The sequence below is a fragment of the Klebsiella sp. RIT-PI-d genome (assembly GCF_001187865.1).
GTDB lineage: Bacteria > Pseudomonadota > Gammaproteobacteria > Enterobacterales > Enterobacteriaceae > Superficieibacter.
In genome coordinates this window covers 561435-583322 of sequence record NZ_LGIT01000009.1, presented here as the reverse complement: position 1 = coordinate 583322, position 21888 = coordinate 561435, and the positions used below count along the sequence as shown (strand labels likewise).

The 21888-nt window shown below is 53.4% G+C and carries 24 protein-coding genes; 10 read left to right on the top strand and 14 right to left on the bottom strand.

Annotated elements, in window-relative coordinates; all coding sequences use genetic code 11:
• Window positions 1-18 precede the first annotated feature (18 nt).
• From ltaE to AC791_RS09365, 3 genes are all read left to right on the top strand, one after another.
• On the top strand, window positions 19-1020 hold the full coding sequence (gene ltaE / locus AC791_RS09375; RefSeq protein ID WP_049840188.1) for a low-specificity L-threonine aldolase: 1002 nt from the start codon (window positions 19-21) through the stop codon (window positions 1018-1020).
• 10 nt (window positions 1021-1030) lie between these two features.
• Complete coding sequence (locus AC791_RS09370; RefSeq protein WP_049840187.1) at window positions 1031-2470, top strand: SDR family oxidoreductase; 1440 nt, start codon at window positions 1031-1033, stop codon at window positions 2468-2470.
• Window positions 2471-2596: 126 nt separating this feature from the next.
• A complete protein-coding gene (locus AC791_RS09365; RefSeq protein WP_148677817.1) occupies window positions 2597-3610 on the top strand; it encodes an NAD-dependent epimerase/dehydratase family protein in 1014 nt (337 codons plus the stop codon).
• Window positions 3611-3655: 45 nt separating this feature from the next.
• Here the strand turns inward: AC791_RS09365 and AC791_RS09360 are convergent, their stop codons facing one another.
• Complete coding sequence (locus AC791_RS09360; protein ID WP_049840185.1) at window positions 3656-4486, bottom strand: N-acetylmuramoyl-L-alanine amidase; 831 nt, start codon at window positions 4484-4486, stop codon at window positions 3656-3658.
• A complete protein-coding gene (locus AC791_RS09355; RefSeq protein WP_049840184.1) occupies window positions 4486-4806 on the bottom strand; it encodes a heavy metal-binding domain-containing protein in 321 nt (106 codons plus the stop codon). The genes AC791_RS09360 and AC791_RS09355 overlap by 1 nt, the downstream gene beginning before the upstream one ends.
• A gap of 123 nt (window positions 4807-4929) precedes the next feature.
• Here AC791_RS09355 and AC791_RS09350 point away from each other — a divergent pair, with 123 nt between their 5' ends.
• The 6 genes from AC791_RS09350 to artJ all read left to right on the top strand — a co-directional run bounded on the left by AC791_RS09350 (window position 4930) and on the right by artJ (window position 9432).
• Entirely contained in the window at window positions 4930-5445 is a 516-nt protein-coding gene (locus AC791_RS09350) for a lipoprotein (protein WP_049840183.1), read from the top strand.
• 197 nt (window positions 5446-5642) lie between these two features.
• Entirely contained in the window at window positions 5643-6371 is a 729-nt protein-coding gene (artP, locus tag AC791_RS09345; RefSeq protein ID WP_049840182.1) for an arginine ABC transporter ATP-binding protein ArtP, read from the top strand.
• 17 nt (window positions 6372-6388) lie between these two features.
• On the top strand, window positions 6389-7120 hold the full coding sequence (artI, locus tag AC791_RS09340) for an arginine ABC transporter substrate-binding protein ArtI (protein ID WP_049840181.1): 732 nt from the start codon (window positions 6389-6391) through the stop codon (window positions 7118-7120).
• Between the two features lie 6 nt (window positions 7121-7126).
• The gene (gene artQ, locus AC791_RS09335; RefSeq protein WP_049840180.1) at window positions 7127-7843 is read left to right on the top strand and encodes an arginine ABC transporter permease ArtQ; all 717 of its coding nucleotides are present in this window, start codon (window positions 7127-7129) and stop codon (window positions 7841-7843) included.
• Entirely contained in the window at window positions 7843-8511 is a 669-nt protein-coding gene (artM, locus tag AC791_RS09330; RefSeq protein ID WP_049840179.1) for an arginine ABC transporter permease ArtM, read from the top strand. The genes artQ and artM overlap by 1 nt, the downstream gene beginning before the upstream one ends.
• 189 nt (window positions 8512-8700) lie before the next feature.
• On the top strand, window positions 8701-9432 hold the full coding sequence (gene artJ / locus AC791_RS09325) for an arginine ABC transporter substrate-binding protein ArtJ (protein WP_049840178.1): 732 nt from the start codon (window positions 8701-8703) through the stop codon (window positions 9430-9432).
• Window positions 9433-9613: 181 nt separating this feature from the next.
• On the opposite strand, the gene AC791_RS09320 is transcribed toward artJ, so the two are convergent.
• The 11 genes from AC791_RS09320 to AC791_RS09270 all read right to left on the bottom strand — a co-directional run bounded on the left by AC791_RS09320 (window position 9614) and on the right by AC791_RS09270 (window position 19161).
• Window positions 9614-10204: a hypothetical protein gene (locus AC791_RS09320; protein WP_049840177.1), complete on the bottom strand. Its 591-nt coding sequence runs from the start codon at window positions 10202-10204 to the stop codon at window positions 9614-9616.
• Window positions 10205-10222: 18 nt separating this feature from the next.
• Complete coding sequence (gene rlmC, locus AC791_RS09315) at window positions 10223-11350, bottom strand: 23S rRNA (uracil(747)-C(5))-methyltransferase RlmC (RefSeq protein WP_049840176.1); 1128 nt, start codon at window positions 11348-11350, stop codon at window positions 10223-10225.
• A gap of 42 nt (window positions 11351-11392) precedes the next feature.
• Window positions 11393-11902 (bottom strand): YbjO family protein, encoded by a 510-nt coding sequence (locus AC791_RS09310; protein WP_228136905.1) that lies wholly within the window; start codon window positions 11900-11902, stop codon window positions 11393-11395.
• 42 nt (window positions 11903-11944) lie between these two features.
• Window positions 11945-12790 (bottom strand): putrescine ABC transporter permease PotI, encoded by an 846-nt coding sequence (potI, locus tag AC791_RS09305; RefSeq protein ID WP_049840174.1) that lies wholly within the window; start codon window positions 12788-12790, stop codon window positions 11945-11947.
• Window positions 12787-13740: a putrescine ABC transporter permease PotH gene (gene potH / locus AC791_RS09300; protein ID WP_049840173.1), complete on the bottom strand. Its 954-nt coding sequence runs from the start codon at window positions 13738-13740 to the stop codon at window positions 12787-12789. Before potH ends, potI begins: the two co-directional genes overlap by 4 nt.
• Before the next feature lie 9 nt (window positions 13741-13749).
• Window positions 13750-14883: a putrescine ABC transporter ATP-binding subunit PotG gene (gene potG, locus AC791_RS09295; RefSeq protein ID WP_148677783.1), complete on the bottom strand. Its 1134-nt coding sequence runs from the start codon at window positions 14881-14883 to the stop codon at window positions 13750-13752.
• A gap of 93 nt (window positions 14884-14976) precedes the next feature.
• The gene (gene potF / locus AC791_RS09290; protein WP_049840172.1) at window positions 14977-16089 is read right to left on the bottom strand and encodes a spermidine/putrescine ABC transporter substrate-binding protein PotF; all 1113 of its coding nucleotides are present in this window, start codon (window positions 16087-16089) and stop codon (window positions 14977-14979) included.
• Between the two features lie 349 nt (window positions 16090-16438).
• Window positions 16439-16918 (bottom strand): YbjN domain-containing protein, encoded by a 480-nt coding sequence (locus tag AC791_RS09285; RefSeq protein WP_049841580.1) that lies wholly within the window; start codon window positions 16916-16918, stop codon window positions 16439-16441.
• Window positions 16919-17004: 86 nt separating this feature from the next.
• Window positions 17005-17907: a 30S ribosomal protein S6--L-glutamate ligase gene (rimK, locus tag AC791_RS09280; protein WP_049840171.1), complete on the bottom strand. Its 903-nt coding sequence runs from the start codon at window positions 17905-17907 to the stop codon at window positions 17005-17007.
• A gap of 49 nt (window positions 17908-17956) precedes the next feature.
• Window positions 17957-18679 carry an oxygen-insensitive NADPH nitroreductase gene (gene nfsA / locus AC791_RS09275; RefSeq protein WP_049840170.1) on the bottom strand — a complete coding sequence of 241 codons (723 nt, stop codon included), beginning with the start codon at window positions 18677-18679 and terminating at the stop codon, window positions 17957-17959.
• Between the two features lie 113 nt (window positions 18680-18792).
• Window positions 18793-19161, bottom strand: coding sequence for an inner membrane protein YbjM (locus tag AC791_RS09270; protein ID WP_049840169.1), 369 nt, complete (start codon window positions 19159-19161; stop codon window positions 18793-18795).
• A 278-nt stretch (window positions 19162-19439) separates the two neighbouring features.
• Here AC791_RS09270 and AC791_RS09265 point away from each other — a divergent pair, with 278 nt between their 5' ends.
• The gene (locus AC791_RS09265; RefSeq protein ID WP_049840168.1) at window positions 19440-21125 is read left to right on the top strand and encodes an aspartate:alanine antiporter; all 1686 of its coding nucleotides are present in this window, start codon (window positions 19440-19442) and stop codon (window positions 21123-21125) included.
• A gap of 153 nt (window positions 21126-21278) precedes the next feature.
• On the opposite strand, the gene AC791_RS09260 is transcribed toward AC791_RS09265, so the two are convergent.
• A complete protein-coding gene (locus AC791_RS09260) occupies window positions 21279-21836 on the bottom strand; it encodes a TetR/AcrR family transcriptional regulator (protein ID WP_049840167.1) in 558 nt (185 codons plus the stop codon).
• Window positions 21837-21888: the final 52 nt, after the last annotated feature.

Here is a 21888-nt window from a genome sequence, read left to right as displayed (position 1 = left end):
AATCAGAAAGGAAATGCCGTGATTGATTTACGCAGTGATACCGTAACCCGACCGGGGCGCGCCATGCTTGACGCCATGATGTCCGCTCCGGTCGGTGACGACGTGTACGGTGACGATCCGACCGTCAATGAACTTCAGCGCTACGCCGCTGCGCTTGCAGGTAAAGAGGCGGCGCTGTTTCTGCCCACCGGCACCCAGGCAAATCTGGTCGCTCTGCTGAGCCACTGTGAACGAGGCGAAGAGTATATCGTCGGCCAGGGCGCACATAATTATCTCTATGAAGCAGGCGGAGCCGCCGTACTCGGTAGCATCCAGCCGCAGCCTATTGATGCGGCCTCCGACGGCACGCTGCCACTGGATAACGTTGCCGCCAAAATTAAGGCCGACGACATCCACTTCGCCCGCACCAAATTACTGAGTCTGGAAAACACTCACAATGGCAAAGTGCTGCCACGTGAGTATCTTAAGGCCGCGTGGGAATTTACCCGCCAGCGAGGACTGGGGCTTCACGTCGATGGCGCGCGCATCTTTAATGCCGTGGTCGAGTACGATTGCCAGCTGAAAGAGATAGCCCAGTACTGCGACTCTTTTACTATTTGTTTATCGAAAGGACTCGGTGCGCCGGTAGGCTCGCTGCTGGTAGGCAGCCATGATTACATCAAGCGCGCAAACCGCTGGCGTAAAATGACCGGCGGCGGAATGCGTCAATCCGGCATTCTGGCGGCGGCCGGGCTGTATGCTCTGCACCATAATGTTGAGCGCCTGCGCGACGACCATGACAATGCAGCCTGGCTTGCTGCGCAATTACGTGAAATAGGTGCCGGGGTGATGCGCCACGACACTAACATGTTGTTTGTACGCGTAGGTGAAGAAAATGCAGCAGCGCTGGGCGAGCATCTGCGTGCGCAGGGTATTGCGATCAATGCCGCGCCGGTGGTGCGTCTGGTCACGCATATTGATGTTAATCGCGACCAGCTGGCTCAGGTTGTCAGCCACTGGCAGACCTTTCTGAACCGCTAAGGAGCATACCGTGCCGCAACGTATCCTGGTGCTGGGGGCCAGTGGTTATATTGGTCAACACCTGATTCGGATGTTAAGCCAGCAGGGGCATCAGGTGCTGGCGGCGGCGCGCCGGATTGACCGGCTGGAGAAACTTGCCCTGCCCGGCGTCAGCTGTCATCGCGTTGATCTCTGTTGGCCAGACGCATTACCCGCGCTGCTAAAAAATGTCGATACGGTATATTACCTGGTTCACGGCATGGGGGAAGGCGGTGACTTTGTTGCCCACGAACGACAGGTCGCGCTTAACGTCCGTGATGCCCTGAGTGAGACACCTGTTCGCCAGCTTATCTTTCTCAGTTCGCTCCAGGCTCCGGAACAGCAGCAGTCGGATCATTTGCGCGCCCGCCAGCTTACTGCGGATACGCTGCGCGGATCGGGTGTGCCGGTCACGGAACTGCGCGCCGGGATCATCATCGGCGCAGGTTCTGCCGCGTTCGAAGTGATGCGCGATATGGTTTATAACCTGCCAGTGCTGACGCCGCCGCGCTGGGTTCGCTCACGCACAACGCCTGTTGCGCTGGAAAATCTGCTCTATTATCTGGTGAAGTTGCTTGATCACCCTGCCGATCATCACCGCGTATTTGAAGCCGCCGGACCGCAGGTGTTGAGCTATCAACAGCAGTTTGAGCATTTTATGGCCGTCAGTGGACGGCACCGTCCTCTGCTGCCTGTTCCCTTTCCCACACGCTGGATTTCAGTATGGTTTTTAACGGTAATAACCTCTGTGCCGCCGACCATCGCAAAGGCATTGATTCAGGGGCTAAAACATGACCTGCTGGCCGATGACGGCCCCCTTCGCACGCTGATCCCGCAAACGCTCATCCCTTTTGACGAGGCAGTTCGCCGCACGCTGCAAGAGGAAAACAAGCTGGTAAACTCCAGCGACTGGGGCTATGACGCTCAGGCATTTGCCCGCTGGCGACCCGATTATGGCTACTTTGCTAAGCAGGCGGGCTATACTCTGAAAACGTCAGCCAGTCTTAGTGCCCTGTGGCAGGTGGTGAATCAGCTCGGCGGTCAGGAGCGTTATTTTTTTGGCAATCCGCTATGGCAAATCCGCGCGTGGATCGACCGGTTGATGGGTCATCGCCTGGCGAAAGGGCGACCGACGCGGCCATGGTTGCAGGTCGGAGATACCGTCGACAGCTGGAAAGTGATTATCGTGGAGCCGGAAAAAGAACTGGCGCTGCTGTTTGGCATGAAAGCGCCGGGGCTGGGCCGCCTGTGCTTTACTCTGGTGGACAATGGCGATCATCGTCAGCTTGACGTCCGTGCCTGGTGGCATCCGCACGGAATGCCGGGGCTTTTCTACTGGCTATTAATGATCCCGGCGCATGTGTTTATCTTTCGCGGTATGGCAAAACGCATCGTCGCTCTGGCAGAAAGCATCTCATTGCGCAATTCGTAGTCCTGCGCAGGCCGTCAATGGCAACATGTTTCTCATTAACCGTAGATTCTTTCATTTTTCCCATTGCATAGCGCCGGAAATACCGGAAGAATGCGCACGAAATTCTTTAAAACACAGTGGATTGATATGAAGGTTCTGGTAACCGGCGCAACCAGTGGTTTAGGCCGAAACGCGGTCGAGTTTTTGCGGCAGAAAGGCATTAGTGTCAGAGCAACCGGTCGCAATGAAGCGATGGGTAAGCTGCTGCAAAAAATGGGTGCGGAATTTGTGCAGGCCGATCTTACCGAGCTGGTCTCCTCACAGGCTAAAGTGATGCTCGCCGGTATCGATACGCTGTGGCACTGCTCCAGTTTCACCTCGCCGTGGGGAACGCAGGAGGCTTTTGACCTGGCCAACGTGCGTGCCACTCGCCGACTGGGCGAATGGTCTGTCGCCTGGGGCGTGCGCAACTTCGTGCACATTTCGTCCCCGTCGCTCTATTTCGACTACCATCATCATCGCGATATAAAAGAAGAGTTTCGCCCTCAACGCTTTGCCAATGAGTTCGCCCGCAGTAAAGCGGCCGGCGAAGAGGTGATCCAGCTACTGGCACGCGCTAATCCGCAAACGCGGTTTACCATTTTGCGCCCGCAAAGCCTGTTTGGCCCTCATGATAAAGTGTTTATTCCCCGGCTTGCCCAGATGATGCACCATTACGGCAGTGTTCTTCTGCCCCGCGGCGGCGATGCCATTGTCGACATGACCTATTTTGAAAATGCCATTCACGCCATGTGGCTTGCCAGCCAGCCGGCATGTGACGGACTGCCTTCGGGACGAGCGTTTAATATCACCAACGGTAAACCGCAAAAGCTGCGCAATTTTGTGCAAAAACTCATTGATGAACTGAATATCCATTGCCGCATCCGCTCGGTGCCTTATCCGATGCTGGATATTATTGCCCGCAGCATGGAGCGATTTGGTGATAAAACGGCTAAAGAGCCGACGTTCACCCACTACGGGGTGTCTAAGCTTAACTTTGATTTCACGCTGGATATTACCCGCGCGGAGGATGAACTGGGCTATCAGCCGGTCATTACTCACGATGAAGGTATACAGCGCACGGCGGCCTGGCTGCGCGATCATGGCAGGTTACACCGCTGAGGCATGATTTCCCTCTCCCCCTCTCTCCGGGAGAGGGGGCCCGCGTCAACCCTGGCCATATTTCTCAAGCAGCGCCTCGGCAATGGCCTGCGTCTGCGCGTCTGCGACGCCATCCCAGCGCGCCGGGCGAAAGTGCATCTGAAATGCCATAATCACCCGTTTTTGTTGCGCCGGCGTCATCTCAGACGTGACCTCATACCCGTAGCGGGCAAGCAGATCCAGCAACCCAGCCGTGTCTACAAGATCGCCAGGCGAACGTCCGTTCAGGTAAAATGCAACGCGCTGGGCGTCAGGCCATGCGCCAATGCCCAGCCCGGCCAGTGCCTGCCACGGAAATAATGGCCCCGGATCGTCCTTGCGCTGGGGAGCGACATCCGCATGGGCAACCACGTTCTGCGGTGCAATCTGATAACGGGCAATAATCTCTTTCGCCAGCGGAACCAGGGCGGCTATCTGCGCCGGGGTAAAGGGGGCGAAATATTTCACGCCGTTGCGCTTTTGCCAGCCGCGGTTTTCCAGCTCGATACCAATAGACGTATCGTTAAGCCGCGTGGCACCACGCCAGAAACTGGCCCCGGCGTGCCAGGCAAGATCCTGTTCCGGCACCAGCTGCCAGATGCGCGGGATGCCATTGTGCCGGGGCGGCACGTCGGGAATGAGATAGTGCGCGCTGACGTGTTTGTCGGTTAACGTCGCCAGCGAGACATCAAAATCATCCGCGGTATAGTGAATAACCAACACTTTTACCCTTGGATACGCCGCCTGCGCCGGATGGTTAACATCCAGCTGATAACCCTGTTTATCAATAATCCCCTTTTCGCCTGCGCAGCCGGTTAACAGCAGCGCCAGCGCAAGTATCCATCCAGAGGTTCTCATCAGCGTAGCTTCACGGCGGTACCGGAAACGCTGACCATCAGCATACTGCCGTCTTTTCCCACGGTTTCGTAGTCGATATCAATCCCGACCACCGCATCGGCTCCCAGCGCTTTTGCCTGCTCGCCCAGCTCCTGAAACGCGATTTCCCGCGCCCGGCGTAACTCTTTTTCATAGGCGCCAGAACGTCCGCCGACGATATCGCGGATGCCGGCAAAAAAGTCACGGAAGATATTCGCGCCGAGGATAGCCTCGCCGGTCACTACGCCCCGGTATTCCGCTATTGCCTGCCCTTCGAGAGTGGGGGTGGTTGAGTATTGCATCGCCTGTCTCCTGGTTTAACGTTCAATGTCTTAGCTCTGGATGCCAAACGCATTATCGAACTGATACGCTATGCTTGAAAAGAATGATCATTATTATCGTAGATTGCTTATAAGGAAATCAGAATGCGCTACTCTGCTCTCGCTCTTCTTATACCGTGCGCGTTACTATTGAGTGCCTGCACCACCGTAACGCCCGCATTTAACGATATCGGCACCCGCAGTGGTCCCTGTGTTGAAGGGGGACCGGACACGGTGGCCCAGAAATTTTATGACGCACGTATCCAGAATCGTAATAGCGATATTCTCGCGCTGCGTCCCTACCTGAGTGACGATCTGGCTAAGATGCTAAACGATGCCAGCCATGACAAACAGCACGATGCGGTGCTGAAATCAGATCTTTTCTCCAGCCGCACGACGCCGCCTGATAGCGCACGCGTTGCCAGCGTGTCAACCATACCGAATACGGACGCGCGTAATATTCCCTTGCGTGTAGAACTGACTCAGGGTAGCGACAGATGGCAGGATGAAGTGCTGATGATCCGCGAAGGACAGTGCTGGGCAGTGGACGATGTACGCTATCTCGGCGGCAGCGTACATGCACCGGCAGGCACGCTGCGCCAGTCGCTGGAAAAACGCTAATCTTTCTGGTCGGTTAAATTTAATGTCGGTCCTGCATCCTCTGGACCGACATTTACACCGCTTGCCCACCCCCGGCGCTATTTTGTGCTAACTTTAAGATATCTCGCGGCTTATAGTTAACTTTTAACGCAGAAATATTGCATAACTATTCTGTCAAAGGTACTATTTGCGGCCTCAATTGCTACAAGACTGCCCCGATGAGTATTCAATTAAACGGCATAAATTGCTTCTACGGCGCACACCAGGCGCTGTTCGATATCACGCTTAATTGCCCGCAGGGTGAAACGCTGGTGCTGCTTGGCCCAAGCGGCGCGGGTAAAAGCTCGCTGCTGCGCGTGCTGAACCTGCTTGAGATGCCGCGCTCCGGTACGCTGAGCATTGCTGGCAACCAATTCGATTTTGCGAAGGCACCGTCGGACAAGGCGATTCGTGAACTGCGCCAGAACGTGGGTATGGTCTTCCAGCAGTACAATTTGTGGCCACACCTGACCGTGGTGCAGAATCTCATTGAAGCGCCCTGCCGCGTTCTGGGTTTGAGCAAAAGTCAGGCCATGGCCCGCGCAGATAAACTGCTTGAACGCCTGCGCCTTAAACCGTACAGCGATCGCTATCCGCTGCATCTTTCCGGTGGTCAGCAGCAGCGCGTGGCCATTGCCCGCGCCCTGATGATGGAGCCGCAAATCCTGCTATTTGACGAGCCGACCGCCGCGCTCGATCCGGAAATTACCGCGCAAATTGTGAGCATTATTCGCGAGCTGGCAGAAACCAATATCACCCAGGTCATTGTGACCCATGAGGTCGAAGTGGCGCGTAAAACAGCCAGCCGCGTGGTGTATATGGAAAATGGTCACATCGTAGAGCAAGGGGATGCAAGCTGCTTCACCTCGCCACAAACCGACGCCTTTAAACACTATCTATCTCACTGAAGATCGGGAAAATGACAATGAAAAAAATGTTGATCGCCGCGCTAATCGCCAGTGCCAGTCTGTCTGCAACAGCGGCTCAGACCATCCGCTTTGCTACCGAAGCCTCCTATCCTCCGTTTGAATCCGTCGATGCTAACAACAAGATTGTTGGCTTTGATGTCGATCTGGCTAACGCGCTGTGTAAAGAGATGGATGCCACCTGTACCTTCACTAATCAGGCATTTGACAGTCTGATCCCGGGCCTCAAATTCCGCCGTTTTGAAGCGGTAATGGCCGGTATGGACATTACACCTGAGCGTGAAAAACAGGTGCTGTTCAGCACGCCGTATTACGATAACTCGGCGCTGTTTATCGGTCAGCAGGGCAAGTTCACCAGTATTGATCAGTTAAAAGGTAAAAAAGTGGGCGTGCAGAACGGCACCACTCACCAGAAATTTATCATGGATAAGCACCCGGAAATCACCACCGTGCCTTACGACAGCTACCAGAATGCAAAACTGGATCTGCAAAACGGTCGTATTGATAGCGTATTTGGCGATACGGCAGTGGTTACCGAATGGCTGAAATCCAATGCGAAGCTGGCAGCTGTTGGCGATAAAGTCACTGATAAAGACTATTTTGGCACCGGCCTCGGCATTGCGGTACGTCAGGGCAATACCGATCTGCAGCAGAAATTTAACGCTGCGCTGGAAAAAGTGAAGCAAGATGGGACGTACGAAACCATCTACAAAAAATGGTTCCAGAAGTAATCTTTGATGAACGAATTCCTTCCTCTTGCAAGCGCCGCCGGGATGACCGTCGGCCTTGCCGTTTGTGCGCTGATCATTGGTCTGGCGCTGGCGATGCTTTTTGCGGTCTGGGAGTCAGTAAAATGGCGTCCCATTGCATGGCTGGGTACCGCGCTGGTCACTATTATGCGCGGGCTACCGGAGATTCTGGTAGTCCTGTTCATCTATTTCGGCTCTTCACAGCTGCTGCTTACGCTTTCTGATGGTTTTTCCATTAATCTCGGATTTACCCAAATTCCGGTGCAGATGGAAATCGAGAATTTCGACGTTAGTCCGTTTCTGTGCGGGGTTATCGCGCTGTCATTGCTGTACGCCGCCTATGCTTCACAAACGCTACGCGGCGCGCTGAAAGCGGTCCCGGTTGGACAGTGGGAATCGGGCCAGGCGCTGGGAATGTCAAAAAGCGCGATCTTTTTTCGCCTGGTGATGCCGCAGATGTGGCGGCATGCGCTGCCGGGACTGGGTAATCAGTGGCTGGTTCTGCTTAAAGATACCGCGCTGGTATCACTGATAAGCGTTAACGATTTAATGCTGCAAACCAAAAGCATCGCTACCCGGACTCAGGAGCCGTTTACCTGGTATATTGTGGCGGCCGCGATTTATCTGGTGATCACATTATTAAGTCAATACGTGCTTAAGCGCATCGATCTGCGCGCAACCCGTTTTGAGCGGAGACCAGGCTGATGTTTGAATATTTACCTGAGCTTCTGAAAGGGTTGCATACCAGTCTGACGCTGACCGGCGCCTCAATAGTTGTGGCCCTGATCCTGGCGCTGATTTTTACCATTATCCTGACGTTGAAAACGCCAGTTCTGGTGTGGATCGTACGCGCTTACATCACGCTTTTTACCGGTACCCCGCTGCTGGTGCAGATCTTCCTGATTTACTACGGTCCGGGGCAGTTCCCGACGTTGCAGGATTACCCGTTAATCTGGCATTTACTTTCTGAACCGTGGCTCTGTGCGCTGATTGCGCTGTCGTTAAATAGCGCGGCTTACACCACGCAACTGTTCTATGGTGCGATCCGCGCCATTCCGGACGGGCAGTGGCAATCATGTGGCGCACTGGGCATGAGCAAAAAAGATACCCTGGCGATCCTGCTGCCGTACGCGTTTAAACGCGCGCTCTCCTCGTACTCCAACGAGGTGGTGCTGGTGTTTAAAAGTACCTCTCTGGCCTACACCATTACGCTGATGGAAGTCATGGGGTACAGTCAGCTGATGTACGGCCGGACGTATGACGTGATGGTCTTCGGTGCTGCGGGACTTATTTATCTGGTGGTCAATGGTGTGCTGACGCTACTCATGCGGCTTGTTGAACGGCGCGCGCTGGTGTTCGAACGCCGAAACTAAGGCCACACAACAGAGATCGGTGCATAATCATTATTACCTTCGCGGACAAGCCTCTGACTTGTCCGCTTTTTTTACGCGCATATTAAATATTTAATCATTTATATTGAATATAAATTCAATAAATGGCATTGTGTTTTTATGCCACAGACAGGGCACGACATAACAATATTGACCGACGGGAGATCCATCATGAAAAAGCTCATTCTGGCTGCACTGCTTGCCACTTTCGCAACAGGCGTTAGCGCCGCTGATAAAATCAACTTTGGCGTATCTGCCACCTATCCGCCTTTTGAATCACTGGATGCCAGTAATCAGATCGTTGGTTTCGATATCGATCTGGCTAAAGCGCTGTGCAAACAAATGCAGGCTGACTGTACGTTTACTAACCACGCCTTTGACAGCCTGATCCCGTCATTAAAATTCAAAAAATACGATGCGGTTATTTCCGGGATGGATATTACGCCCGAGCGCAGCAAGCAGGTCTCATTTACCGAGCCGTACTACGCAAACTCTGCGGTGGTGATTGCCAAAAAAGAAACCTATAAAACGTTTGCCGATCTGAAAGGCAAGCGTATTGGCATGGAGAACGGCACCACCCACCAGAAATACCTTCAGGATCGGCACCCGGAAGTTAAAACAGTGGCTTACGATAGCTACCAGAACGCGATTATTGACCTGAAAAATGGCCGTATCGACGGAGTATTTGGCGATACCGCAGTGGTGAATGAGTGGCTGAAAACTAATCCGCAGTTAGGCACCGCGACGGAGAAAGTGACCGATCCACAATACTTTGGCACCGGTCTGGGCATTGCCGTTCGTCCGGACAATAAAGCGCTGCTCGAAAAACTGAACGGTGCGCTGAAAGCGATTAAAGATGATGGCACGTATCAGAAAATCAGCGACCAGTGGTTTCCACAATAACGCGCTAAAGACCTGCCCTGCGCAGGTCTTTCCCCCTGTACCTCCCCTGCCCGGCGGCGCGTTGCCTGCACGGGCCTGCACGGGCCTGCACAAAGGCTGAAACGCCGTAAGTCAGATGTTACGGGAAAACAGCCCAGGCTGGATAAGACGCAGCCGGCAACGCGCCAGATGCGATCGAACATTAAACGATAATAAACAGCCTGTCCTTACGTGCCCCGGTCATGGGCATTGCATTTAACAACATCACCACCTCTCTGACGCTGGCAGGCATCTTGTACTGATCGGTCCAGGCTACAGTGCGTCCGGCTCTGTACGCTATATCTTCAAGCGTATCCAGCAGATCCTCATCATCCTCCAGCATGAATACTCCGGCCAGCGGATCATCGGCAAAAATCGGCAGTGTGAATCCTTGTGGTCCGGCTCTGTTAACCTGTTCGCTCAGAACATCCCAGACCGCGCGGATCACCCAGGTATCAATGCTGCGGGTGTCAAAACTGCGGGCAAAGTCACACAGGCTAAACCCTTTACGCTGCCGGGCCAGGCTGCGCAGGCGGCGATCCCATCGACGGCCACTGTGTAAACCTCCAACCATCAAACACCCGACCACAGCGGCAACGATCGCGATGAGCGGATCGCCCTTGTTAAGGAAAGCCACCGTCATAGAATAAATCCAGTAGAGCAACAAGCCGCATAATAGCGTGATGACTAACCAACCGGTGGCGGTCATTTTTGACTTAACCGCCGGGAAAAGAAAACGTGATGGCGTGCGCATACTTTTCCTCCTGATACCTTACGCGCGAATTAACAGCGTCAGCACCTCATAATGCGCGGTATGCGGAAACAGATCAAATAGCTGAACCCGCGCGATGCGATAATCCGGCAACATGCGGAGATCTTTTGCCATTGTCTGCGCATTACAGCTGGAGTAGATAATAAATTCAGGCGACATCTTACTCAGATACTCACACAGCCCCGGCCCAATTCCTCGCCGTGGGGGATTCACCAGCACCAGATCGGGGATATCACCCTGCCCGGTCGCAAACTGCGTGGAGTCGAGCGCCTGAAAATGCACATTATGCAGACCCAGTTGCTCAGCCGATTGTCTGGCGCAGGCAATGGCTTCCGGGGCTATCTCGATTCCGGTCAATTTCATGTCGGGCGTTGCACAGTGCAGACCAAAACCGCCGACGCCGCAAAACAGATCCCACATATGCTGTACCGGCAACGCCCTGACCCATGCGCGGGCAGTGGCATAAAGCTGGCTGGCCACGCTCGGGTTGGTCTGGAAAAAGCTTTGTGGACGCACCCACAGCGGGACATGATTAAACTGTTCGGCCAGCGCCTGCTGAGCGGTCAGAAAGATCTCTTTCTCACCTTCCATGATAGCCATATGTACTGGCTGAATATTAACGGAAATCACCTTTAACTGCGGCAGCTGCGCCTGCAACATCGGTAATGCAGCACGTAGCTGGGCGACCTTCGCCTCAGAACGTAATACAAAGCGCAGCATCATTCCGCCATCCTGCTGGCTTTCGGTCAGCAGCAGATACTTCAGTTCGCCACGCCTGCGCGCTACGTTGTAGGGCGTCAGGCCCGCGCGGGCAATAAAGGGTTTAAGTGCGGCAAAAACGGCCGAAAAAGAGGCAGGATACAGCGGGCATGCGGTAAGATCTTCTGGCGTACCATCACGGTGTAACATCCCGAGCAGCGGTTTTTCCACGCTGCCGCTCACCACCATTTTGGCCTTATTACGAAACGCCTTCTCGGGTCCGCTAACCGGCGCGCACCACTCATCCACCGGCAGCGCGTCGAGTAATCCGTGCAAATCGGCCATTTTAGCGGAGAGTTGATCGTGAACCGGCAGTTCGATCCACTGACAAGAGCGACAGCGGCCGGCGTCGTAAAGTGCGCACTGCATAATAAAACCTTCTGAATCTCAGGGGCGGCGATTGTACCACTGTTATTGCAGACGGAAAAAGCGGCGGCTATGAGAGGGAATGAAAAGCAGCAGCAGGACCATAATATCGGGTAATTTTTGCATTACCAGCGAGTGGAAAATTTCACCCCGTGTTTCACCGGCAATACTAAACAACTCCGGATAACCATAGCCCAACGAGGCTGCCCATAAATAGGTAAAGGCTGATATCTGGGCGAACAAATAAAGCCAGCGCGCCCAGCTTCGTCCCCTCACCACCGAGAATGCGCAAAGAATATCAACGAACAACAATACCAGGCTCGCCATAAACACCAGCGTCAGGCTCCAGCTCTGGGCGCTGCGGAAAATTAACTCTTTAAGTCCGGACACGCCCAGCAGATTTATCAGCATCAGTAAATCAACGCAGCGGATCAGGATGATCGCAATCGCCGCCACCTGCACCAGCGCAGGGACGTTCAGGCGAGCGCCGGAGCGATGCGTTTTAGTAAAAAATCCCAATGTGTTCGCCTTCCATGAAAAACGGTGCCGCCGCAACAGCGGCACCGATGGCACATTTCTGCAAAGATAGTAGGCGCTTCACCCGCGTCTTGCACGCCGGATATCTCTCATCCGCTGCTTTTCTGCGCGCGCCATCAAACACCAGGCAATAAATCCGACAATTCCGACCGCGCCGAGAATAAGGGTTGCCAGGGCATTAATCTCCGGATTTACCCCCATGCGCACGCTGGAGAACACCAGCATCGGTAATGTGGTTGCACCAGGACCGGACACAAAGCTGGCGATCACCAGATCGTCCAGCGACAGCGTAAAGGCCAGCAGCCAGCCTGCCACTACCGCCGGCATAATCATCGGCAGCGTAATAACGAAAAACACTTTCAGCGGTGTCGCCCCCAAATCCATCGCCGCCTCCTCGATGGAGCGATCCAGTTCGCGCAGACGAGATGAAATCACTACCGCAACGTAAGCGGTACAGAAGGTGACATGGGCCAGCCAGATAGTCAGCATCCCACGGTCGGCGGGCCAGCCAATAGTATGGGCCAGCGCAACAAACAGCAGCAGCAACGACAGGCCGGTAATGACGTCCGGCATCACCAGCGGCGCGGTGATCATAAAGGCAAAGCCAGTCGAGCCGCGAAAGCGACCGAAACGCACCATCGCAACCGCAGCGATGGTCCCGAGGATCGCTGCCATCGTCGCCGCGCAGGCTGCAATGGTCAGGCTCAATCCGACGGCACTCATCATCGCACCATCGTGAAACAGCTCGCCGTACCAGCGTGTTGACCAGCCGGCCCACACCGTAACCAGTTTTGAACTGTTAAAAGAGTAAACGACCAGCATCAACATCGGCGCGTACAAAAAGGTAAACCCGATAAACAAAATCAGCGTCCGCCATACGGAGCGGACTACCGGCAGATTATTCATCCGTTCTCTCCCATGGTTTTTTGTTGATGCTTGTGGAACCACATGATCGGTATAATCAGCAACAGCAGCATGATAATGGCAACCGCCGAGGCCACGGGCCAGTCGCGATTATTAAAGAACTCCTGCCACAATACGCGGCCAATCATAATGCTGTCCGGCCCGCCGAGCAGTTCCGGGATCACAAACTCCCCAACCGCCGGAATGAAAACCAGCATTGAGCCGGCAATAATTCCGCCTTTGGTCAGCGGGACAATAATACTGAAAAACGTTTTTATCGGCCTCGCGCCGAGATCCAGTGCAGCTTCCACCAGAGAATAATCGATTCGCGTCAGCGCAGTATAAATCGGCAGGATCATAAACGGCAGATAGGCATACACAATGCCGATATACACCGCCAGATTGGTATGCAAAATCGTCAGTGGCTGATCGATAACCCCCAGCCACAGTAAAACGTTATTGAGTACGCCGTTATTTTTGAGGATCCCCATCCAGGCATAAACGCGAATTAAAAATGAAGTCCACGAGGGAAGCAGCACCAGCAATAGCAAAATATTACGTGTAGACGGCTTACTGTGCGCCACGGCCCACGCCATCGGATAGCCCAGCGCCAGGCAGCATAACGTTGAAATAGCCGCCACCTGTAAGGACTGCAGATACGCTTCCACATACAGCGGATCGTCGGTCAGCAGCAGGAAATTGCTGAAATTAAGCGTAATCGACAGTTGCCCGTCAGCCCAGGCCATTAGATCGGTATAGGGCGGAATGGCACGCGCCATTTCGGCAAGGCTGATTTTGAAGACGATCAAAAACGGCAGCAGAAACAGTAACGTTAGCCAGAGATAAGGCAGTGCGATCGCCAGCTTACGCCCGTGCTTCATCTGCATTTTCGCCAGCCATCGCGACGCCACACCGGGTTGCCGGGCAAGCGCCGGGGAGTCTTGTGTACGCATTGTCACTCCTTAAACCGTCAGTACCACGCAGCTATCCGCATCCCAGCAAAGACGAACCTCATCTCCCCAGGTCGGCGTGCCTTTACGGTAACGATGATCGTTCTGTAACTGCGCGCTGATCATCTGCCCACTTTTGAGACGAACATGATAGATAGACAAATCACCGAGATACGCAATATGCACCACTTCGCCTACGGCAAAGTTAAAGCCGTCTGGCGGAACCTCATCGCAGAGCATGATTTTTTCCGGACGCAGGGCAACATAAACCGGTACGTTATCGACTACCGATGCGTCGGAGTCCACTTTTAGCGGATGCACCAGGCCTGGCGACTCGATTACGATCCCCTCTTCCAGTCGCGATTTGAGCAGACCTTCGAAAACATTTACCGAGCCAATAAATTCTGCGCTATAGCGGGTAGTCGGATGTTCATAAATCTCTTCCGGCTCGCCAATCTGCGCAAATTTTCCGCGGTTCATAATGGCAATCCGCCCGGCCATAGTCATGGCCTCTTCCTGGTCATGGGTCACCATCACACAGGTCGCGCCAACGCGCTCGAGGATATCAATCACCTCAAGCTGCATCCGATCGCGCAGTTTTTTATCCAGCGCGCCCATGGGTTCATCAAGCAACAGCAGTTTTGGCCGCTTTGCCAGACTGCGGGCCAGCGCCACACGCTGCCGCTGACCGCCGGATAGCTGGTGCGGCTTACGTTTGGCAAACTCCTGCATATGAACCAGCGCCAGCATTTCGGCTACCCGGGCGGCAATGTCGCTTTTCGCCAGCTTGTCCTGTTTAAGGCCAAATGCAATGTTTTGTTCCACGGTCATGTGAGGAAAAAGCGCATAAGACTGAAACATCATATTAATCGGCCGCTGATACGGGGGAACGTGTGCCATATCGACGCCATCCAGCACAATCTGTCCGGCGGTTGGCTGCTCAAAACCGGCGAGCATACGCAGCAGCGTCGATTTACCGCAGCCCGACGCGCCAAGCAGGGCAAAAATTTCGCCTTTATAAATAGTCAGGCTGACATCATCCACGGCATGTTGACCATCAAACGATTTAGTCAGGTTGCGGATTTCCAGCAGCGGTGTCAGCGCTTTACGGGTTTTCGCCTGCGGGCGGAGGATCGCATCATTCACTCAGTGGCTCTCCGGCATTAAACAAAAAAGGTGCACATGCATCAAAATAGTGCGCCCGGCTCACAGGGTTAGCCGGGCGAGAAGCCGTCGTGCTTATTTACCGCTTTTCACTTTTGTCCAGGCACGCGTTCTGACGCGGTCGATTTTTGGCTCCTGAACATTGAGGGTAAACATTTTAGCGCGCACATCCTCCGGCGGATAAATACCCGGGTTGTCGCGCACTTCCGCACTGACCAGCGGTGTTGCCGCTTTGTTGGCGCTGGCGTAGTAGATATGATCCGATACATGCGCAATAACGTCCGGACGCATCAGGTAATTAAGAAATTGATACGCTTCTTCTTTGTTTTTGGCATCCGCAGGCATCGCAAAGACATCAAAGAATGCCAGCGCACCTTCTTTCGGAATGGAATAGGCAATATTCACCCCGTTTTTAGCTTCTTTAGCACGATTAGCCGCCTGCAATACGTCTCCGGCCCAGCCAATAGCGACGCAGGTGTCGCCATTGGCCAGATCGTTGATGTACTGTGAGGAGTGAAAATAACGAATATTGGGGCGCAGTTTCAGCAGCAGATCGGTGGCCGGGCCGGTATAGTCATCCGCTTTTGTACTGTTCGGATCTTTCCCCAGATAGTTCAACACGGTGGCGAAAATCTCTTCAGGCGCATCAAGGAACGACACGCCACAGCTTTTCAACTTCGCCAGATTTTCCGGTTTCATCACCAGATCCCAGCTATTAACGGGTGCGTCGCTGCCCAGCGCCGCTTTCACTTTTTCAACGTTATAGCCAATACCGGTGGTCGCCCACATATACGGCATCGCATACTTATTGTCCGGATCGTGCTTGGCAATTAGCTTCAGCAGCTCTGGATCAAGATTCTTCCAGTTGGTCAGTTTTGTCTTATCGAGCGGCTGGAATACTCCAGCAGAAAGCTGGCGCTCCAGAAAACTGGCCGATGGCACCACCAGATCGAAACCGGTACTGCCGGCCATCAGTTTACCTTCCAGCACTTCGTTGGAATCGAAAACGTCATACACCACTTTAATACCGGTCTCTTTTTCAAAATTAGCCACCGTATCCGGGGCGATATAATCAGACCAGTTATAGACATGGAGCGTTTTTTGTTCAGCCGCAAGCGAGCCTGCAGAGACGGCAAAAAGTGCACCCGTCACCAGACCTGTTAACCATTTTGTACGTAAGGCGGTCATATCTCTTTTCCTTCCAGGCATTCGTTAACAAACTAACAAAAATGTATGTGTTTTTAGATATGCAAAAATCGTGCATATTTTCTCGACCCACGCAGAATAGAAGAAGCTGCTCTGTGACTGGAGCTTGCTTGCTATTTCAGGCCCGGCAAGAATAACTGTAGCCAGAGTACGAGACTATAGGCCAGCTTAAAAAATGCGATTTATCAATTTTTTATGCAGTTTTTGTTTATGAGATAAGGCAAAACAGGATGAAAGGCGGTGAATAATTCTTTAAATGAAGGTTAAAGGCAGAATAAAAAAGGGAGATACGCAGCCGCGGTGGTGGCGACTGCGCTATAGGTAGACAGGATCAGTGAAGAAAATGGTACCGGACATCTTCTTTAGGCGTTTCTTCTTCTTCAGCAGTAAAGAGTAGCTGATTAGCACCCGCTTCGAGGATCACCATAGAGATCTGCTCTTCGCCGTGGCTAAGGAACCAGGCAAACTGCTCTTTAGTTACGCCGACCGCGGCAGATAACGACTGGCAAACGACCAGCTTAGGCAGGTTATCATCCTGAATATCCAGAAATGCCTTAACGGTAAGCGAGCTGGCATTAATCGCCGACAGATCGCAGGCCAGCGGCAGCAGCGCGGAGGGCTTTACCTCAGCCAGCGCCGAAAACAGAATCACGCCATCGATAATATCGACCTTAGCGTCAAAGATACCGTCAAAATTCTGCATATGGGGAAGGTGCAACGCCTGGCAAGTATCACACTCGAAAAAGCTAATTCCCAGTTCATCGAGCCATTGACGTAACGTATCCAGACCCGGAACAACGAGTGAATCCATAGTGCGTACAACCTCATCAATTAAAATACTCGCGCCATAGCTTACGCAAAAAGCGGCCTGCATACCATGATGCGCGGTAAAAATGCTCAACCACCAATTTTCAGGCAATATTCCGGTGTTGCCTGGCACTCGATCCACTGGATCATGTGGGATGCGATATCAATACCGGTGGTTTTCTCAATGCCTTCCAGACCTGGAGAGGCGTTAACTTCCATCACCAGCGGTCCGCGACTGGCGCGCAGGATATCAACACCGGCCACGTCAAGCCCCAGCGTCTGGGCCGCCGTAATCGCAATCAGGCGTTCACGCTCGCTAATAACCGCGACGCTTGCCACTCCCCCCCGGTGGAGGTTGGAGCGAAAATCGCCCTCTTTCGCACAACGCTCGATTGCCGCTACCACCTTATCCCCGACCACCAGACAGCGAATATCACGTCCTCTGGCTTCGGCGATATATTCCTGAACCAGGATATGCGCATTCAGGCCGCGAAAGGCATCAATAACGCTTTCCGCTGCCTGACGCGTTTCTGCCAGTACCACACCAATACCCTGCGTACCCTCAACCAGTTTAACCACCAGCGGCGCACCGCCTACCATGTCGATTAAATCACTGGTATCGTCCGGCGAATGCGCCATACCGGTCAGCGGCAAATCAATCCCCTTCCGTGCCAGTAACTGCATTGAACGTAGCTTGTCGCGCGCGCGGGCAATGGCAACCGATTCATTTAGCGGGAAACTGCCAAGCAGCTCAAACTGCCGCAGCGCCGCCGTACCGTAAAAAGTAATGGCCGATCCGATGCGCGGTATAACCGCATCAAAATGCGGCAGCTGACGGCCTTTATAGTGAATAGAGGATACCGACGGATTGATATTCATATAGCAGGAGAGCGGGTCGAGAATATCAACGCTATGCCCACGCTGTACGGCAGCGTCGCGCAGACGTTTACAGGAATAGAGCGTTCCGTCCCGGGACAAAATGGCAATCTTCACCCTTTACCTCTCTGAGAAAACCTGAAAATCCGTCGTATCATACCGATTCTTAGCGGGTTGCCCATCCCTGTTTATGCAAATAATCAAGGATAAACGGGCGGCTCTCTTTAATGATGGTGCGACGAATATGATCGCTCCAGGTATCGCGGCGCGTGTTGCTGTCACGATTGAGATAATAATTGGCCAGTTCCTCGTCATAGTCTGCCAGAACGGATGTATCCAGCGGCTGATAATGATTTTCATGAACCAGCATAGCTTCGGGCATCCGCGGTTTAACATCCGGATCGTCCGCAGGCCAGCCGAGGCACAGGCCGAACAACGGCAGCACGTATTTTGGCAGCTGGAGTAATTCGGTTACCGCTTCAATGCTGTTACGAATGCCACCAATGTATACGCCGCCCAGCCCCAGGGACTCTGCTGCGGTCATGGCATTTTGTCCGAGCATTGCGGTATCAACCGCGCCCAGCAGAAGCTGTTCCGCCAGCCCAAGCTGGGCATCCGGACAGATTTGCAGGTTACGATTGAAGTCGGCACAAAATACCCAAAATTCAGCAGCGTCTGCGACGTGCTGTTGACCTCCCGTCAGCGTCACCAGGGCGGCACGCATCTGCGGATCCGTTATCCGCACAATAGAACTGCATTGTAAAAAACTGGAGCTGGAGGCCGACTGGGCGCTGGCAATAATCGCGTGGCGCTGCTCATCAGAGATAGGGCGATCGGTGAAATGGCGAATTGAGCGATGGCTACGCAGAAGATCGATAGTCGGCGTCATTACATTTTCCTGTCTGGCTTAAAAAAAGATAATTGCGTCCTCGCCTTGCTACCGGCGGGGAGCGATACCAGTATAGGGCATAACTTCCCGTCAGTAGTTAGCATACAAGAGCGCTATCTTCGTTTACCTTCCAGCAAAGAACTGATGAACAAAAAGCACAGTGCACCCAGCGCACACCAGAATACAGCACTGAACAACCATGCCAGTTCCTGCCAGACGGAACGATAAGACGTAAAAAACAGACGCATTACCACCAGACACAGTGGAGCCGCCAGTATCGCTCCCAGCAAAGGACGTAGCACGCGCCGACGGGAGGACAAGAAGCTGGCCACCGCACCCGGCAGAATGAAAAACAGCAGACCCAGTTCCGGATTACCGGACGTGCGAAATGCACCCTGCATTTTCATAGATAAACCAAGATACACGATAATAAAAAGTAAAAAACAGCAGACAACGCCGGCCCAACCCCGTTCAGACTTCAAAAGGTTCCTCCTGACACATTCTCTATCGAACCCACTTTTAACCTTTACAGGCACCCAGTCTGATAAAGCATTACAGCATTCCCTGCCAAAAAAAGTACTCCTGCGAGCACTCACGATTCTTACTAGCCGTTGCATTCAGGAACGATTAAACTAACGACCTGTTTTATGATTATAAGCAGCGCGGATCGCCGTTAATGGTCTTTTAAGTCCGCGTCAAAACAGTAGCCCAAAATACTATCTCTTTCAACAAGTTACTCGTAAACAAGAAGTTAGCTTCCGTGAATATAAACGTCGCAGAATTGTTAAATGGGAATTACATCCTGTTATTATTTGTTGTACTTGCTCTGGGTCTGTGCCTCGGTAAATTACGCCTTGGTTCAATACAACTCGGTAATTCCATTGGCGTTTTAGTTGTTTCGCTATTACTGGGACAGCAACACTTCAGCATTAACACAGATGCATTAAATCTGGGATTTATGCTGTTTATTTTTTGTGTCGGTGTGGAAGCCGGGCCTAATTTTTTCTCTATTTTTTTTCGCGACGGAAAGAATTATTTAATGCTGGCCCTGGTGATGGTCGGTAGTGCTCTGCTGATTGCCCTGGGGTTCGGCAAGCTGTTCGGCTGGGATATCGGCCTGACGGCCGGTATGCTGGCAGGCTCAATGACGTCTACCCCTGTGTTGGTTGGTGCAGGCGATACCCTCCGCCATTCGGGGATGCAGGGTAGCCAACTTGCCCAGGCTCTCGATAACCTTAGCGTGGGATATGCGCTTACCTATTTAATTGGGCTGGTCAGCCTGATTTTCGGGGCGCGCTATTTGCCAAAATTACAGCATCAGGATTTACAGACCAGTGCCCAGCAAATTGCCCGCGAGCGCGGTCTGGATACCGATGCAAATCGTAAAGTCTATCTGCCGGTGATCCGGGCCTATCGCGTCGGGCTGGAGCTGGTGGAGTGGGCCGACGGCAAAAATCTGCGCGAGCTGGGGATTTACCGCCAGACAGGCTGTTACATTGAGCGCATCCGTCGCAACGGTATTCTGGCAACGCCTGACGGTGATGCCGTCTTACAGGTGGGTGATGAAATTGCGCTGGTAGGCTATCCCGATGCCCACGCCCGGCTCGATCACAGCTTTCGTAATGGTAAAGAGGTTTTCGACCGCGACTTGCTCGACATGCGTATTGTGACCGAAGAGATTGTGGTTAAAAATCACAATGCCGTCGGTCGTCGGCTGGCACAGCTAAAACTGACCGATCACGGCTGTTTCCTCAACCGGGTGATCCGCAGCCAGATTGAAATGCCTATTGACGATAATGTGGTGCTCAATAAAGGCGACGTACTGCAAGTGAGCGGCGATGCACGACGCGTGAAAACCGTTGCCGATCGTATTGGCTTTGTCTCTATTCATAGCCAGGTCACCGACCTGCTGGCTTTCTGCTCGTTTTTTGTTGTTGGCCTGATGATCGGCATGATCACCTTCCAGTTCAGTTCGTTCAGTTTTGGCGTCGGTAACGCCGCTGGCCTGCTATTTGCCGGTATCATGCTTGGATTTTTGCGCGCCAACCATCCGACCTTTGGTTATATCCCCCAGGGGGCGCTGACAATGGTAAAAGAGTTCGGCCTGATGGTATTTATGGCTGGCGTCGGCCTGAGCGCGGGGAGCGGGATTGGCCACGGTCTTGGCGCGGTGGGCGGCCAAATGCTGATTGCCGGGCTGGTAGTCAGTCTGCTGCCGGTGGTCATCTGCTTTCTGTTTGGCGCTTACGTCCTGCGCATGAACCGGGCGATGCTTTTTGGCGCGATGATGGGCGCGCGGACCTGCGCCCCGGCGATGGAAATCATCAGCGACACGGCACGCAGTAACATTCCGGCGCTGGGCTATGCCGGCACCTACGCGATTGCTAACGTCCTGCTCACCCTGGCAGGCACACTGATCATCGTGATCTGGCCCGGCTTCGGATAAAACTGAAGTTCAGGGGGGAGTGAAAATTATTTGCAACCCCTGCGAACTTTTCCGTCGGGCGGGAGTCATAATTAGTGCCACTGCTTTTCTTTGATGTCCCCAATTTGTGGAGCCCATCAACCCCGCCGTTTTGGTTCAAGGTTGATGGGTTTTTTATTGCCTGAAATCCCCCTCCCCCGCAATTCTCGCCACCATACGGCGGATTTCATCGCGCGTCAGCGGCTGGCGGTCAACCACAAAATGCAGCGTCATTCCTTCGATAAACGCATCCAGCGCCCGGGCAGTGACCGGATCGAACCAGGATTCGAGGGTATGCTGGCTACGGCGCATCCAGTTTTGCATCACGCCTTTCAACACCGGTTTTTTACTCATAAAGGCATAGAGCTGATACATCAGCTCCATATTTCTGACCGTGGTCATTTGGGCGCTGAAGATCAGTTCAGTGACCGCCTCAGCGGCCTCGTTGCGATCCTGCACATCCTGAAAAAATGCCAGATACTGAACCGACATCTGTTCGGTAAACCCGCTGAATGCTTCTTCCAGAAGCGCATCAAGGCTGGTGAAATAGTAAGTCAGCGATCCCAGCGGGACGCCAGCGCAGTGGGCAATTTTCCGGTGTGTGACCGCGCTAATACCGTGGATAGCGATAGTTTCAAGCGTCGCCTGAAGGATTTTCTCCCGACGCTGTGGATCGTTGGGCGGGCGAACCATTAGAATTCCTCATGTCCGGATTTGTGTACAAATGTACACGGTGTTGCTAGTG